Raw genomic sequence first — 14,576 nt, forward strand, 5'->3', positions numbered from 1 at the left:
CTACCCCAGCATCTCCGCCCAGATGCCCTTGGCCCATGCCAGTGCGTAGTCGCCTTCGAGCTGGTTCGGCGCCTCCGACAGCCCGCCCGATCCCGGCACCGTGACCATGGTCTTCTGCGCCGCGTCATAGCGATGCACGCTGGCCACGTGCACCGCCTCGCGGTCGGAGGTGAAGCTGTAGCAGGTGTTGTTGTAGAGCGGCTGCGGATCGGGTGTCCGGCCCGACAGCAGTGCGACCATGGCCGCGGCCGCGACCTTGCCATGCTGGTTGGCCATATGGCCCGACTTGGGCATCAGCGGCGCGATCTGGATGGCATCGCCGATCACGTGGATATTGGCCGTGGCGCGCGACTCGAAGGTGACGAAGTCCACCTCGCACCACTTGCCATTGGCCGTGGCCAGCCCCGCCGACACCGCGATCGCACCGGCGCGCTGGGGTGGCAGCACGTTGAGCACGTCGGCACGCTCGTCGTCCTGCACATCGAACTTGAGCGTGCGCGTGGCGGGGTCCACATCCACCGCGTTGAACTGCGGCCGGTATTCCACCATGCCCGGGTACTGCGACGCCCACACCTTGCGGAACAGCCCGGCCTTGGAGGTGATGTCGGGGTTGGCGTCCAGGATCAGCACCTTGCTGCGCGGCTTGTGCTGCCTGAAGTAGTACGCCACCTGGCAGGCGCGCTCGTAGGGTCCCGGCGGGCAGCGGTACGGCGCCAGCGGGACGCTGATGGCATAGGTGCCGCCGTCCGGCATGGCCTCCAGCTGGCGGCGCAGCGCCACGGTCTGCGGGCCCGCCTTCCAGGCGTGCAGGACCTGGTCGCCGCCGGGCTGCTTCAGCCCGGGCAGCGCATCGCTCATCATTTCGACGCCGGGCGACAGCAGCAGGCGGTCGTAGGGCAGCGTGGCACCGCCTGCGAGGCGCACGGTCCGTTTGGCCGGGTCGATGGCCACGGCGGTATCGCGCACCAGGCGCACGCCGTGGCGGCGCACCAGCGCGTCGTACGGCAAGGTCAGGTCCGCCAGCTGCCGGCTGCCGCCGAGCACCAGGTTCGACAGCGGGCAGGAGATAAAGGCCGGATTGGGTTCGACCAGCGTGACCTCGATCGCTTGCCCGCTCCACTCGCGCAGGTAGCGCGCGGCGGTGGCGCCGCCGTAGCCGCCACCCACCACCACCACCCTGGCCGGCGCCGCGGCGCGTGCCGCCCGGACCCCGACCGAACCCAGTACTGCGGCGCCCGCAGCGCCCAGGAAGCTTCGTCTTTGCATGGTAGTCCCCTGCTGTCAGCGCACCGCGGCGAACCACGCCGTGATGGCCGCGATCTGGTCGTCGCTGTAGCCCTTGGCAATCTGGTGCATCACCGTGGCCGGCCGCGTGCCGGCCTTGAAGGCCTGCATCTGCGCGGCCAGTTCCGCCTGCGGGCGGCCGGCCAGCGGCGGGATCGTGCTGCCCGCCGGCGCGCGCCCGGCGGGGCCGTGGCAGCTGGTGCAGGCGGCGGCCTGGCTGCGCGCCCGCAGCGCGGCATCGGTGGCAGGGGCGGCGCTGTCTGCCGACAGCGCCGGCTGGGCGCCGCACAGCGCCGCGGCCAGCAGCGCCAGCCGCAGCAACACAGCGGGCCGGGGGAAGATTGTCATGGTCTCGCTCCGTGTGGGACCGGCGCTGGGTTCCGCTTGGGGGCGGCCGGCGTGGCTACCGTAGCACATCGGGCAGGGACCGTGTGCGGTGAAAACCGCAGAAGGACAAACGGCGTCCGCATGAGCGGACGCCGTCGGGACCGGCCCCGGAAGCTGGACCGGGCGCGTGCTCAGGGCAGGTTGCGGCCCGGCGGCAGCGTCACCGGCGAAGTCACCGGTGCGGCGACCGGGCTGGTGGTCGCGGTGGTGCCCGTGGCGGCCCCGGCCGGCGCATCGATCGGTCCGCCCACGCCCGGCACCGACTGCACCGGCGCCGGCGTACCGACACTGCCGTCGAACGACGGGTTCTGCGAGGTGGAAGCCGAGTCCAGGCGCGCGCGCTCGGTGTCGTTGACGTAGTCGAAGGCCTTGACCACCTTGGTCACGCCCGAGGCATTGCGCGCCACGTCGGTGGCGCGGTCGCCCTCGGCGGCGGTGACCACGCCCAGCAGGTAGACCACGCTCTTCTCGGTGGTGACCTTGATCGAGTTGGACGGCACGCCGTCGGCGGTCATCAGCAGGGTCTTGACCTTGCTGGTCAGGTAGGCGTCCTGGCTCTGGGTCATGAAGCCCGGCGAGCTGACGACCTCCAGCTCATTGATCACCACGCGCGCATTCTGCAGGCCACGCACATACTGCTCGACCTGCTGCTTGACGGTGTCGTTGCTGGCTTCGCCGGTCAGCAGCACTTTGCGGTTGAACACGGTCACGTTGACGCGGGCCTGGCCGCGGTAGCGCGAGTTGATGGTGTTTTCGGCCTCGAGCTGCAGGCCGCGGTCCACGGTCTGGGTGGCGGCCGGGCGGCGGTCGGTGGCCATGGCCACGCCGGTCCCCATGGCGCCGGCGATCACGGGGAAGCAGCCGGCGAGCTGGGTGGCGCAGACCAGCACGGCCGCCGCGGCCAGGCTGGCGCGGCCAAGACCGGCGGTGCGGGAAGGATGGCGCGCGCCGGCGCCGTTCCGGGGGGCTTGCGTAGTGGGCAGGTTCGTCATGCGGTCCTTGCTGTGGCTGGATGTTGGGAATGGGAGGAAGGCAGCATCAGGCTTCCCCGAGCAGTGCCTCGTCGATGCCGTCGCACAGGCAATGCAGGGTCAGCAGGTGCACTTCCTGGATGCGCGCGGTGCGCTCGCTCGGCACGCACAGGTGGATATCGAATTCATCGAGCAGGCCGGCGATGGTGCCGCCGCCCTTGCCGGTCAGCGCGACCACGGCCATCTCGCGCTGGCGCGCGGCTTCGATGGCGGCGATCACGTTGGCCGAATTGCCCGAGGTGGAAAGCGCCAGCAGGATGTCGCCGGGCTGGCCCAGCGCCTCGACCTGCTTGGAAAACACCTTGCTGAAGTCATAGTCGTTGCCGATCGCGGTCAGGATCGAGCTGTCGGTGGTCAGCGCGATCGCGGCCAGGCCGGGGCGCTCGCGCTCGAAACGCCCGACCAGTTCGGCGGCAAAGTGCTGCGCATCGGCTGCGGAGCCGCCGTTGCCGCAGGCCAGGATCTTGTTGCCGCTGGTCAGCGCGCCGACCATGCGTTCCACGGCGGCGTTGATATAGGGGGCCATCACCGCCGCGGCCTGTCGCTTGGTCTCGGCGCTGTCTAGAAACTGTTGCTGGATACTGTCGATACTCATGGCTCTGGGGGCCTTGTTGTTGCCATTGCGATCCGCGGATCGTACCTTAGGGTCTGCCGCGCATTATGAACCAGCCCCGGCGGCATCCTGGTCAAAGGCATGCTGCAGCCAGTCCAGCCGGCCGGGTTCCAGGGCCACCACGTCGAAGCGGCACGGCGGCACCTGCGCCAGCGTGGCCAGGTAGTGCGCTGCCGCCAGCAGCACGCGCCGCTGCTTGGCCGGCGTGACGCTGGCGGCCGCGCCGCCGAAGCCCCGCCCGCTGCGCTGGCGCACCTCCACGAACACCAGCGTGCCGTCCGGCGCGCGCATGACCAGGTCGATCTCGCCGCCTTTGCAGCGATAATTGCGGACCACGGGCTCCAGGCCCTGGCGCCGCAGGTGTGCCAGGGCCCGGTCCTCCGCCTGCGCACCGCGTAGCTGTGTGGATTGCAACTGCGTGGTGGATTTGAATGATGGCATCAACGGAAGTTCTCAAGCATGAGTGACTGGATCTCCCTGGCGGCCAGCCAGTCCTACCCGGCCGGCACCCTCTATGTCGTGGCCACGCCCATCGGCAACGTCGCCGACCTGTCGCTGCGCGCGCTGCATGTGCTCGGCCTGGCCGACGCCGTGGCCTGTGAAGACACCCGCAATACCGGCCAGCTGCTGTCGCGCGTGGGCCTGCAGCGGCCGCTGGTGGCCGTGCACGAGCACAACGAGCGCGAGGCCGCGGGCCGCATCGCGGCGCGCCTGGCGGCCGGCGAGCGCATCGCCTACGTCTCGGACGCCGGCACGCCGGGCATCTCCGACCCGGGTGCGCGCCTGGTCGAGGCGGTGCGCGCCGCCGGCCATCCGGTGGTGCCGCTGCCCGGCCCCAGTGCCGCGGTGGCCGCGCTGTCGGTGGCGGGCGACATGCTCGATGCCGGCGAAGGCCGCTTCACCTTTGTCGGCTTCCTGCCCAGCAAGCCCAAGGCGCGCACCGAGGCCATCGCCCGGCTGGCGGCGCTGGACCACGCCTGGGTCTGCTACGAGGCGCCGCACCGCATTGCCGACACGCTGGCAGCGCTGGCCACGGGCCTGCCAGCCGAGCGCCGGCTGCTGGTCGGGCGTGAACTGACCAAGCTGTTCGAGGACATCGCGGTGCTGCCGGTGGCGCAGGCGCCGGCCTGGCTGGCCGCCGACCCGAACCGGGCCAAGGGGGAATTCGTGCTGGTGGTGGAAGGCGCTGGCGCCGCAACTGCCGCGGATGGCTTGCCGGATGCCGAAGCCCAGCGCGTGCTGGCGCTGCTGCTGGCGGAACTGCCGGCCAAGCGCGCCGCCAAGCTGGCGGCCGCGATCACCGGCGCCGGCACCGATGCGCTCTACCAGCTGGCGCTGGCGCAGCGCGCGGGGCAGGCAGAGGACTGACGCGGTGCGCGCGTGATCCCGGGATTGGGAGGAGGAAGGTAAAGCAGAAGTGTCAGCGCGCGGCGGCATGCGGCGGCGCTGCCCTGGTCAGCGCCGTGTGCGCTTGACGGTCTTGCCGCCGGCCTTGGTCGACTTGCGCGCCTTGGCGGGCGCCAGCGAGTTGGCCAGTTCCGGCACGGATACGTCGTCGTCGCCGCTGCCGTCGCCGGCCTCGGTGCCGCCGGCATCGATCTGCGGACCCAGCGCGGCCACTTCGGTGCGCGTCAGGCGGCGGATTTCGACGTTGGTGGCGCCGCGTTCGACAAAGCCGAGGCGGCGCGCGGCGCCGTAGGACACGTCCAGTATGCGGTTGCCATGGTACGGCCCGCGGTCATTGATGCGCAGCACTGCCACCTTGTTATTGCGCAGGTTGCGCACCAGCACCCAGCTGTCGAGTGGCAGCGACGGATGGGCGGCCGTCATGGCGCGCATGTCGAAGCGTTCGCCGTTGGCGGTCTTGCGGCCGTGGAAGCCCTTGCCGTACCACGACGAAACACCGCGCTGCTCGAACGTGCCGATATCGGCGCGCAGGCCGTCCAGCGAGCTGCCGCTGCGGCCTTCGTCAGCGTCATAGCCGAACAGGTTCCAGCTGCCGCCGTCCGAGGCACGCGCGGACTTGTTGTCTGCGTCGGTGCGATCGGTCTTGCCGGCCTTACCGTTCTTTGCCGCGCGCGTGGGCACGGCGCCAGCGTTGTCGTTGCTTGCGTTGTCGCCTTCAGGGGGCGTGGCACAGGCGGCCAGCACCACGGCGCATGCGGTGCATGCGCCGAGCTTGGCGAGCCGTTGCCAGCGCTTGGCGAGAGCGGAGATCCGTAACATGGGCGGCAGTCTAACATTGAGTCTTTACGACTATCTCTTTCATTTTGTTACGAAATCTGTGCGATTTCGCACCATCGTGACCTATCTGCTCGGAATCCCGCTTGTGGCAAGGGATTCCCGCCCGAGACGGGGTTTTCGCGCAGGTAACGCATAAAGCACCCGACCTGCATCGCGGGCGGTGAATCGCCGCCCGGCGCTACAATGCTGGGCACCCGCCCGCCGTCCGTGCGGGCCAGTCCGTGGCACCCCGCCAGAAGGCGCCCGGCGCACAAGAAATCGTCCATGAAAGCCCTGCTCATTCCCGTCACGCCCTTCCAGCAAAACTGTTCGCTGCTGATCGATGAAAGCACCGGCCGCGCCGCGGTCTGCGATCCCGGCGGCGACCTGGACCGCATCCGCGCGGCGGTCAGGGAGCAAGGCGTCACGCTGGAAAAGATCTTCCTGACGCATGGCCATGTCGATCATTGCGCCGGCGCCGCGGCGCTCGCGCGCGAGCTGGACATCCCCATCGAAGGCCCGCAGCAGGACGAGCGCTTCTGGATCGAGCAGCTGCCCGAGCAGACGCGCCGCTTCGGCTTCGGCCACGCCGAGAGCTTCGAGCCAGACCGCTGGCTGGAGAACGGCGACACCGTGCAGTTCGGCAACGAGACGCTGGAGGTCTACCACTGCCCCGGCCACACACCCGGCCACGTGGTGTTCTTCTCGCGCGCCAACCGGCTGGCGGTGGTGGGCGACGTGCTGTTCGCCGGCTCGATCGGCCGCACCGACTTTCCGCGCGGCAACCACGCCGACCTGATCCGCTCGATCCGCACGCGGCTGTGGCCGCTGGGCGAGGACGTGACCTTCATCCCCGGGCACGGGCCGGTCTCCACTTTCGGCGAGGAACGCCGCAATAATCCGTTCGTGGCCGATCACCTGACCGACGTGGGCTGAGGCCGTGGCCAAGCGACAGGCGCCCGACACCCGCCCGGAGATCTACGTCAGCACCGACGTGGAAGCCGACGGCCCGATCCCGGGCCCGCATTCGATGCTGTCGTTCGCGTCCGTGGCAATGCTGGCGGACAAGACCGTGGTGGGCACGTTCTCCGCCAACCTCGAGACCCTGCCCAGCGCCGCCGGCCACCCGGTGCAGATGCAGTGGTGGCAAACCCAGCCCGAAGCCTGGAGCGCCTGCCGGCGCGACCTGCAGCGCCCCGAGGACGCCATGGTCCGCTATGTCGAATGGGTCGAGAGCCTGCCCGGCAAGCCGGTCTTCGTGGCCTTTCCGGCCGGCTTCGATTTCACCTGGATGTTCTGGTACATGATGCGGTTCGCCGGGCGCTCGCCCTTTGGCTGGGCCGCCCTCGACATCAAGACGCTGGGCTTTGCGCTGACCGGGCGCCCCTACCGCAAGACCGTCAAGGCGGCCTTCCCGGCCGCCTGGATGGATCCGCTGCCGCACACCCATGTGGCGCTGGACGATGCGCTCGAACAGGGTGCGCTGTTCTGCAACATGCTCGCTGCGCTGCGTGAGCGCGAGACCGCACTGACCAGCCTGGCGTCCGATGCCGCAGCGGACGCTAGCGAGCCCTCACCTTCGTCCGGGCAGCCCTGAACGGTTGCTGCGCCGCGGCAGCCACGGCGGCACGCCCCTTGCAGGCTTTGCGTTCGCATCTCACGCCAGCGCGCCTATAGTAGAAGCGGATATGGCGTACCGGGCGAAACGAGCCACAGACTATCCGGCGCACTTGCGCAGCCACGCCATATGCCGTTTGAGCCATGTTGCCCGGATCGCGCGGCGCCTGCCGAGGAGGTGTCGATCATGCGTTTTCATACCGACCTGCACTTGAGAGACCTGGCCGGCCGGATCCATTGGCCGCATGCCACGCGGGGTGCCACGCCCATCACCCATCGCCACACCTCCGATGAGGACGCCGAAGTCGCCAAGGCCACGCTATACGTCAGCACGGTGACGCTGGTGGTGCTACTGGTCGTGCTGGCGGCCATCGCTTTCGGTCAGGAGGCCATGCACTGGCTGGGTGTTCATTAGACGACCCGCCTGAAGCTGTTTGCCTCAAGCACCGGCCGGCCCCCACCACGTGGGGGCCGGTTTTATTTGGTGCCGTGCATGGCCTGGCTCAGGCCAGCAGCGGCGCCACGTTCTCGGGCGGCCGGCCGATCGCGGCGCGGCGGTTGCGCACCACCACCGGACGCTGCAGCAGGATCGGGTTGTCGGCCACGGCGGCCAGCAGCTCGGCCTCGGTCAGGCCGGGATCGGCCAGGCCCAGCTCGGCGTACGGCGCTTCGTTGTCGCGCAGCATCTCGCGCACCGGAACGCCCAGCATGGTGTGCAACTGGCGCAGCGTGGCCAGCGACGGCGGCTCTTTGAGGTATTCCACGATTTCCACCGGTTCGCCCAGCCGCTCGCTGGCGGCCTGGACCAGGGCGAGCGTTTCGCGCGACTTGGAGCAGCGGGGGTTGTGGTAGATGGTGATCATGGCATGGTCCTTTCTTGTCGTTGCCGTGCCCCGCCCCGGGGCGTTGGCACTAATGCGGTGCAAATCAATCCGCACTATATACAAGACACCGGCCCTCGCGCAGCATCACGCTGGTGCATGTGCCCGGCACGCATCCTGCGTTGCCCCAAGTCCTTGCATAGGGCACCATTCCCGATGACTTCCACTACCGTTTCCGCCACGACGCCGTCCGCCGGTACACGCAAACCCTTCACCCTGCGCGACGCCATACCCGCCGACGTTCCTGCCATCCACGCCATCTACGCGCACCATGTGCTGCACGGCCGCGCCTCGTTCGAGGAAACGCCGCCAAGCCTGGACGAGATGCAGCTGCGTTTTGCCGAAGTCCACCGCAAGGGCTTGCCCTACCTGGTCGCCGTGCGCGACGGCGAGGTGCTGGGCTATGCCTATGCATCGTCCTACCGCGCGCGCAGCGCCTACCGCTTTGCCATCGAGGATTCAATCTATATCGACCACCGCCGCGTCGGCGAGGGCCTGGGCCAGGCCCTGCTGGCCGAACTGGTCGCCCGCTGCGAGACCGGTCCCTGGCGCCAGATGGTCGCCGTGATCGCCTGCACCGCCGGCGGCGAAGGCGCCGGTTCGCTGGCCGTGCATGAGCGCCTGGGCTTCCGCACCGTCGGCCGGCTGGAGGCGGTGGGGTTCAAGCACGGGCAATGGATCGATACGGTGCTGATGCAGCGGATGCTGGGGGTGGGGGCGACGACGCTGCCGGCGTAGGCGGATCGACCTGCACGGCTTCAGCCAAGCCCCAAAGAACAAAAACGCCACGGATTCCTCCGTGGCGTCTTGCGCAGCAAAGCCCGGCGCCTGCCGGCGCCCAAGCCTTACTTCATCAGGTCCGACAGCGCCAGCGCCACCACCTTGGTCGCGCGGTTCAGGTCGTTCAGGCGCAGGTTCTCGTCCGAGTTATGGCCGCGGGCTTCCATCAGCGTGCGCGGGCCGGCGCCGTACAGCACGGTCGGGATGCCGCGCTTGGTGTAGTGGCGCGCGTCGGTGTAGAGCGGCACGCCTTGCACCGGGATCTCCACGCCGAACACGGATTCGGCACGGCTCTTCAGCGCGCCGATCAGCTTTTCCACGCCCGGCAGTTCCGATAGCGGCTCGGCCAGGATGATGCGCTCGACCTTCACCTCGATGCCCGGACGGTCCTTGGCGGCCTTTTCCACCACGGCGCGGATTTCGCCTTCGGCGTCGAAGCCGATTTCCTCGGGGATCATGCGGCGGTCGACGCGGAAGGTCACCAGGTCAGGCACCACGTTGGTGTTGATGCCGCCCTTGATCAGGCCGACGTTCAGCGTGGCGGTGTCGATGCCCGGCACCTTCGACTTGCGCGTGGCCAGCTCGGCGCGCAGGCCGTAGATGGCTTGCAGGATGTGGGTGGCGGCTTCGATCGCGTCCACCCCCGTATGCGGCATGGCGGCATGGCCCTGCTTGCCCTTGACCGTCACTTCGACGTGCAGGCAGCCGTTGTGCGACGAGGTGATGCCGTACGAGAAGCCGGCCGAGATGGCGTAGTCGGCCTTGCTCAGGTTGTTGTCGAGCAGGAACTTGGGACCGATGTCGCCGCCGGTTTCCTCGTCATAGGTGAACTGCAGCTCGACCGCGCCGTTGATCCTGGCGCCCTGCTTCTCGGCTTCCATCAGCGCCAGCACGGCGTAGGTGTAGGTGGCGAAGTCAGACTTGGACACCGCCACGCCGCGGCCGTACATGACCGGGCCGTGCTCGCTGTCGGCCACTTCACCGCCGTACGGGTCCTTGGTCCAGCCCAGGCCCGGGGGCACCACGTCGCCGTGGGCGTTCATGGCGATGGTCGGGCCGCCCGTGCCGAACTGCTTGCGCACGATCAGGTTGGTGGCGCTGATCATGCCGGCTGCCTTCACCAGCTCGTCCGGCACCTTGTGCGCCTCCACCGTGAAGCCCAGGCCCTCCAGCAGTTCCTTGGCGCGCTTGCCATGGGCGTCGCAGTCGCCTGCGGGGTTGTCCGAGGGCACCTTGACCAGTTCGGCCAGGAAGGCTTCCTGTTCCGGACGGTGCTGGTCGATGAACTGCGTCAGCGTGGTTTCAGTGGGGTTCATATTGTCTCGTGCGGTCATGACTTGTTCTCTCAACTACGGAGGGGTTCGGGTGGGTTCCGGGGAATCTGCGCTGGCTTACTGCGGCAGGCGGAAGTGCTCGACGAAATCGCTGAACACGCGCGCGGACAGGGCGGCGTCCTCGGCGGTCATGGTTTCGGTGGGATGGTGGCTGATGCCGCCGTTGCCGCAGCGCACGAACAGCATGGCGACGTCGGCGATGGCGGCAATGGCCATGGCGTCGTGGCCGGCGCCCGACGGCAGGTGGCGCACCGGCACGCCCTGGCGGGCAATCGCGGCGGCCCATTGCTCTTGCAGCCACGGGGCGCAGGGAACGCTCTTCGCCTCATGGGTCTTGCGCACCTGCGTGCGCACGTTGCGGCGCGCGCACACGCGCTCGATCTCGGCCAGCACGTCGTTGACGGCGGCCTCGCGCTCGGCGTCAGCGCCGGCGCGGATGTCGATGGAGAACACGGCGCGGCCCGGCACCACGTTGGCGGCGCCGTTGGGCACGTTGAACTGGCCGACCGTGCCGACCAGGCCCGGCTTGCCGCCGCAGCGCTTCTCGATATACAGGCCGATCTCGGCCCCGGCCATGGCGGCGTCGCGGCGCATGTCCATCGGCACCGTGCCGGCGTGGCCGGCCAGGCCTTCGAGCTCGACGATAAAGCGGGTGGCGCCGGAGATGGCGGTCACCACGCCCACCGGCAGGTTTTCATTGAGCAGCACCGGACCTTGTTCGATATGGACTTCGATGAAGGCCGCGACCTTGCTGGGGTCATGCTTGGCGGCGGGCAAGGCAGCGGCGTCGAAACCGGCCTCGCGCATCACTTCACGCATGGTCTTGCCGGAGTCGTCGACGTTGTCGAGCACGTTGTTGTCGAAGGTCCCGGCGATGGCGCGGCTGCCCAGCAGCGTGGCCTTGAAGCGCACGCCCTCTTCCTCGGCAAAGCCGACCACCTCGATCGCAAACGGGAAGCGCTTGCCCTGGCGGTTCCATTCGGCCACGCACGCGGTCGGCAGGATCACGCCGAGGTTGCCGTCATAGCGGCCGCCGTCGCGCACGGTGTCGAAGTGCGAACCGGTCAGCAGCGCGGGCGCGTCGGGCGTGGTGCCCTCATAGCGGCCGATCACGTTGCCGGCGGCGTCGCGCCGCACCGTCATGCCGGCCTGCTGCATCCATTCGGTCAGCTGCGCGGCGGCGCCGTGGTGGGCCTCGGTCAGGTAGGTACGGGTGAGCATGCCGGGCTGCTCGGTGTGGACGGCCAGGGCGTCGGCCCAGGCCATGATGCGCGTGCCAGTCTCTGCGGCGGACGGCGACGGATTTGCTGCCATGCGTTGTCTCCTGCTGGAAGTGCGTGAACGCCGCGGCGGGTGGTCCGGCAAGGCCCGCCGGCGTCTGCCGCAAGGCCTGCCGGCGCGGGCGTGGCGCCCGGGCCGAAGCTCTATTCTGTGCGATTCATGTTAGCACAGTGAATTCAAAAATTGCATACAAAAATGATATGCACTATATTCGCTTCCACGTTCAGACAATTTGCCGCGGACAATCCGGTCCGGACAGGCGATTGCGTGGATTCCGCCTCAACAGGGGGGCTATCCGCGAAGTGGCGCGCTCCCGACCCGGAAGCCAGCACGGAACGTAAGGCCGGCAGCCACCCGCCAGTAGAGCAGTACGGGGCCGCCGGTGATTCCTGGATCAGATGGGCCAGCCAGCGCCAGCCAATGGACAGGCGCCGGACCGGCCCGGTACGGAGACAACCATGCAGCATGCAGTTCCCTCGCAGCCCCGCCCCGGCGCCCCCCAGCCCCGTTTGCATATCCGCTTCACCCGTTCGCTGTTTGGTCAGGTGTTGATTGCCCTGGTGATTGGCACCACACTCGGCTTGGCATTCCCTGAATTCGCCGCCAAGCTCAAGCCGCTTGGCGATGCCTTTATCAAGCTGATCAAGATGCTGATCGGCCCGATCGTGTTCTGCGTGGTGGTGGCCGGCATCTGCGGCGCCGGCGAGCTGAAGAAGGTCGGCCGCGTCGGCATCAAGGCGGTGGTGTACTTCGAGATCGTCACCACCATCGCGCTGGCGCTTGGCATCCTGCTGGCCTATGTGTTCCAGCCCGGCGTCGGCATGAATGTCGACCCGCGTTCGCTCGATGCGTCGGCCATCGCCGGATTTATCGACAACGCGACCAAGGTGAAGGACCAGGGCACGGTCGACTTCCTGCTCAAGCTGATCCCCAATACCGTGTTCGGCGCCTTTGCCAACGGCGACGTGCTGCAGGTGCTGCTGGTGTCGATCCTGTTCGGCTGCGCGCTGTCGCTGGTGGGCGAGCCGGGCCGGCCGCTGGTCAGGCTGATCGACACCTTCTCGCACACGCTGTTCAAGATGATGGGCTTCATCATCAAGCTGGCGCCGCTGGGCGTGCTGGGCGCGGTGGCCTTCACCGTGGGCAAGTACGGCATCGGCTCGCTCAAGCAGCTGGGCTTCCTGGTATTCCTGTTCTACGGCGCGGTGATCATCTTCGTGCTGTTGGTGCTGGGCACGATCATGCGCGCGTGCGGCTTCTCGGTGATCAAGCTGATCCGCTACCTGCGCGCCGAGCTGCTGGTGGTGCTGGGCACGGCCTCGTCCGACAGCGTGCTGCCGCAGGTGATGAAGAAGCTGGAGTTCATGGGGATCAAGAAGTCGGTGGTGGGCCTGGTGATCCCGACCGGCTACTCGTTCAACCTCGATGCGTTCTCGATCTACCTGACGCTGGCCGCGGTCTTTATCGCGCAGGCGACCAACACGCCGCTGGCGATGGGCGACCTGCTCGGCATCCTGGCGGTGGCGCTGGTCACCTCCAAGGGCGCGCACGGCATCCCCGGCTCGGCCATCGTGATCCTGGCGGCGACGCTGTCGGCACACCCGGCGATTCCCGCCATCGGGCTGGTGCTGGTGCTGTCGGTGGACTGGTTCATCGGCATCGCGCGTGCACTGGGCAACCTGATCGGCAACTGCGTGGCGACCGTGGTGGTGGCCGCCTGGGAGAAGGATATCGACCGCGAACGGGCCCATGGCGTGCTCAACGGCACCATTGAAGCGACCGACCTGGATGCGGGTCTGGCCGCGATGGCGGAGGACGGCGTGGACGCCGGATCTCCGGTCGCCGTGCCAGGGCGGTAGTCCACTGCATCAGATGAGCTCGCCCCCGCTGGACTGCGCCTCGGGGACGATTCATCTGCCGCAGTAGACTAGAATCACGCATCTCCCCAACCGCGCAGCCCCTGCGCAAGTGCGCTGCCATGCCCGAGCATATCGATCCTGACATGACCGCCGAAGCGATCGCCGAAGACATAGTCGCGGCCATCGTTTCGCACCGCCTGCCGCCCGGCACCAAGCTGCGCGAGGAGGCCCTGGCCAGTGTCTACCGCGTCAGCCGCACCAAGGTGCGCGCGGCGCTGCTGATGCTGTCCAAGGACAAGGTCATCCAGATCGTGCCCGACAAGGGTGCCTTCGTGGCCAAGCCCAGCGCCGAGGAGGCGCGCGAGGTCTTCGCGGTGCGCCGCATCCTGGAAGCGGCGCTGGCGCGCGAGTTCGTCGCCAAGGCGACCCCGGCCGACTACAAGCGCATCGACCGCCACCTGGCGGCCGAACGCAAGGCGCTGGCTGGCAGCGATGCGCAGGTGCGCACCCGGCTGCTTGGCGACTTCCATATCGTGCTGGCCGAGGTGGTCGGCAACGGCGTGCTGACCGAGATGATGCGCGAGCTGTCGACGCGCAGCGCGGTCATCACCATGCTGTACCAGTCGCGCCGCGACGCGGCCTGCTCGTCGGACGAGCACCGCGAATTCATCGAGGCCGCCCGTGCCGGCGATGTCGAGCGGGCCGTCACGCTGATGGTGGACCACCTCGGCCACGTGGAAGGTGCGCTGCATTTCGAGGAAACCGCGCCGGTGTCGCGCGGCAAGGACCTGGTGACCGCGCTGCTCGCGTAGGCGTCTGCTTGACGTGAGTCAAAGCGGCCACTGCCGCCCGCGCGCACACTTGACCCCGCCATGAAGACGCGGGGGCGCACTTCATGAGCACTCTGCCTTCCGGCACCTCATCGTCGGAAGGCTGCCCGCACGCTGCAACGGTGTGCGGGCTTTCTTTTTTCTGAGGACTGGGTTTTGCGCTGCGGAATGGCGCCCTGTCCCGCCGCTTGGCCGCGACGCAGTCCCGCACCCGTTTTTTCCTTTCCCGCCAGCTAGTTGCAGCGCCTGGAAGGCATTCCCGGCGCCGCCATTGTTGCGTCCGCGGTGGCCGGCATTGCCGGCAATACGCGAGATCGAATCCCGGCTTCGGGTTAGGATGCCGGAGGCCCGAGCCAGAGGCCGGCGCCGCCCCCCGCAGGATCCGGGGCGGACGCACACCAGAACAGAAACATGGAGACCGTCATGCGCCATCGCGCGATACCTGCGCTGCAGCCA

16 protein-coding genes are annotated in these 14,576 nt (G+C 68.4%); 7 read left to right on the top strand and 9 right to left on the bottom strand.

The genetic code is table 11. The features are described from left to right. The 5 genes from AC3WVS_RS19915 to AC3WVS_RS19935 all read right to left on the bottom strand — a co-directional run bounded on the left by AC3WVS_RS19915 (position 1) and on the right by AC3WVS_RS19935 (position 3,756). Positions 1 to 1,266, bottom strand: coding sequence for an FCSD flavin-binding domain-containing protein (locus AC3WVS_RS19915; protein ID WP_492320028.1), 1,266 nt, complete (start codon positions 1,264 to 1,266; stop codon positions 1 to 3). A gap of 15 nt (positions 1,267 to 1,281) precedes the next feature. Next, a complete protein-coding gene (locus AC3WVS_RS19920; protein ID WP_010812125.1) occupies positions 1,282 to 1,632 on the bottom strand; it encodes a c-type cytochrome in 351 nt (116 codons plus the stop codon). Positions 1,633 to 1,802: 170 nt separating this feature from the next. Further along, a complete protein-coding gene (locus tag AC3WVS_RS19925) occupies positions 1,803 to 2,663 on the bottom strand; it encodes a BON domain-containing protein (RefSeq protein WP_492320029.1) in 861 nt (286 codons plus the stop codon). 46 nt (positions 2,664 to 2,709) lie between these two features. Continuing rightward, positions 2,710 to 3,297 carry a phosphoheptose isomerase gene (locus tag AC3WVS_RS19930; protein ID WP_492320030.1) on the bottom strand — a complete coding sequence of 196 codons (588 nt, stop codon included), beginning with the start codon at positions 3,295 to 3,297 and terminating at the stop codon, positions 2,710 to 2,712. Between the two features lie 63 nt (positions 3,298 to 3,360). Next, the gene (locus AC3WVS_RS19935) at positions 3,361 to 3,756 is read right to left on the bottom strand and encodes a YraN family protein (RefSeq protein ID WP_492320031.1); all 396 of its coding nucleotides are present in this window, start codon (positions 3,754 to 3,756) and stop codon (positions 3,361 to 3,363) included. An 18-nt stretch (positions 3,757 to 3,774) separates the two neighbouring features. Here AC3WVS_RS19935 and rsmI point away from each other — a divergent pair, with 18 nt between their 5' ends. Then, the gene (gene rsmI / locus AC3WVS_RS19940) at positions 3,775 to 4,683 is read left to right on the top strand and encodes a 16S rRNA (cytidine(1402)-2'-O)-methyltransferase (protein ID WP_492320032.1); all 909 of its coding nucleotides are present in this window, start codon (positions 3,775 to 3,777) and stop codon (positions 4,681 to 4,683) included. Between the two features lie 87 nt (positions 4,684 to 4,770). Here the strand turns inward: rsmI and AC3WVS_RS19945 are convergent, their stop codons facing one another. Next, positions 4,771 to 5,541 (bottom strand): septal ring lytic transglycosylase RlpA family protein, encoded by a 771-nt coding sequence (locus AC3WVS_RS19945; protein ID WP_492320033.1) that lies wholly within the window; start codon positions 5,539 to 5,541, stop codon positions 4,771 to 4,773. Positions 5,542 to 5,823: 282 nt separating this feature from the next. Here AC3WVS_RS19945 and AC3WVS_RS19950 point away from each other — a divergent pair, with 282 nt between their 5' ends. The 3 genes from AC3WVS_RS19950 (at position 5,824) to AC3WVS_RS19960 (ending at position 7,570) form a co-directional block, all read left to right on the top strand. Continuing rightward, entirely contained in the window at positions 5,824 to 6,474 is a 651-nt protein-coding gene (locus AC3WVS_RS19950) for an MBL fold metallo-hydrolase (RefSeq protein ID WP_492320034.1), read from the top strand. Between the two features lie 4 nt (positions 6,475 to 6,478). After that, positions 6,479 to 7,135 carry an exonuclease gene (locus AC3WVS_RS19955; protein ID WP_492320035.1) on the top strand — a complete coding sequence of 219 codons (657 nt, stop codon included), beginning with the start codon at positions 6,479 to 6,481 and terminating at the stop codon, positions 7,133 to 7,135. 207 nt (positions 7,136 to 7,342) lie between these two features. Next, complete coding sequence (locus AC3WVS_RS19960; protein ID WP_010812133.1) at positions 7,343 to 7,570, top strand: hypothetical protein; 228 nt, start codon at positions 7,343 to 7,345, stop codon at positions 7,568 to 7,570. 88 nt (positions 7,571 to 7,658) lie between these two features. Here the strand turns inward: AC3WVS_RS19960 and arsC are convergent, their stop codons facing one another. Then, the gene (arsC, locus tag AC3WVS_RS19965; RefSeq protein ID WP_035816098.1) at positions 7,659 to 8,018 is read right to left on the bottom strand and encodes an arsenate reductase (glutaredoxin); all 360 of its coding nucleotides are present in this window, start codon (positions 8,016 to 8,018) and stop codon (positions 7,659 to 7,661) included. Positions 8,019 to 8,192: 174 nt separating this feature from the next. Between arsC and AC3WVS_RS19970 the strand changes: the two genes are divergently transcribed. Beyond that, positions 8,193 to 8,774, top strand: coding sequence for a GNAT family N-acetyltransferase (locus AC3WVS_RS19970; protein WP_492320036.1), 582 nt, complete (start codon positions 8,193 to 8,195; stop codon positions 8,772 to 8,774). Positions 8,775 to 8,881: 107 nt separating this feature from the next. On the opposite strand, the gene AC3WVS_RS19975 is transcribed toward AC3WVS_RS19970, so the two are convergent. Both AC3WVS_RS19975 and AC3WVS_RS19980 read right to left on the bottom strand, forming a co-directional pair. Next, entirely contained in the window at positions 8,882 to 10,150 is a 1,269-nt protein-coding gene (locus tag AC3WVS_RS19975; RefSeq protein ID WP_010812137.1) for a M20/M25/M40 family metallo-hydrolase, read from the bottom strand. A gap of 57 nt (positions 10,151 to 10,207) precedes the next feature. Further along, positions 10,208 to 11,464, bottom strand: coding sequence for an allantoate amidohydrolase (locus AC3WVS_RS19980; RefSeq protein WP_492320037.1), 1,257 nt, complete (start codon positions 11,462 to 11,464; stop codon positions 10,208 to 10,210). Positions 11,465 to 11,889: 425 nt separating this feature from the next. Between AC3WVS_RS19980 and AC3WVS_RS19985 the strand changes: the two genes are divergently transcribed. Together AC3WVS_RS19985 and AC3WVS_RS19990 are read left to right on the top strand one after the other, a co-directional pair. Next, a complete protein-coding gene (locus AC3WVS_RS19985) occupies positions 11,890 to 13,290 on the top strand; it encodes a C4-dicarboxylate transporter DctA (protein WP_492320038.1) in 1,401 nt (466 codons plus the stop codon). 119 nt (positions 13,291 to 13,409) lie between these two features. Then, positions 13,410 to 14,102, top strand: coding sequence for a GntR family transcriptional regulator (locus AC3WVS_RS19990; protein ID WP_492320039.1), 693 nt, complete (start codon positions 13,410 to 13,412; stop codon positions 14,100 to 14,102). Positions 14,103 to 14,576 lie beyond the last annotated feature (474 nt).

Source organism: Cupriavidus sp. CPT47-8839-RL05A (assembly GCF_058792255.1).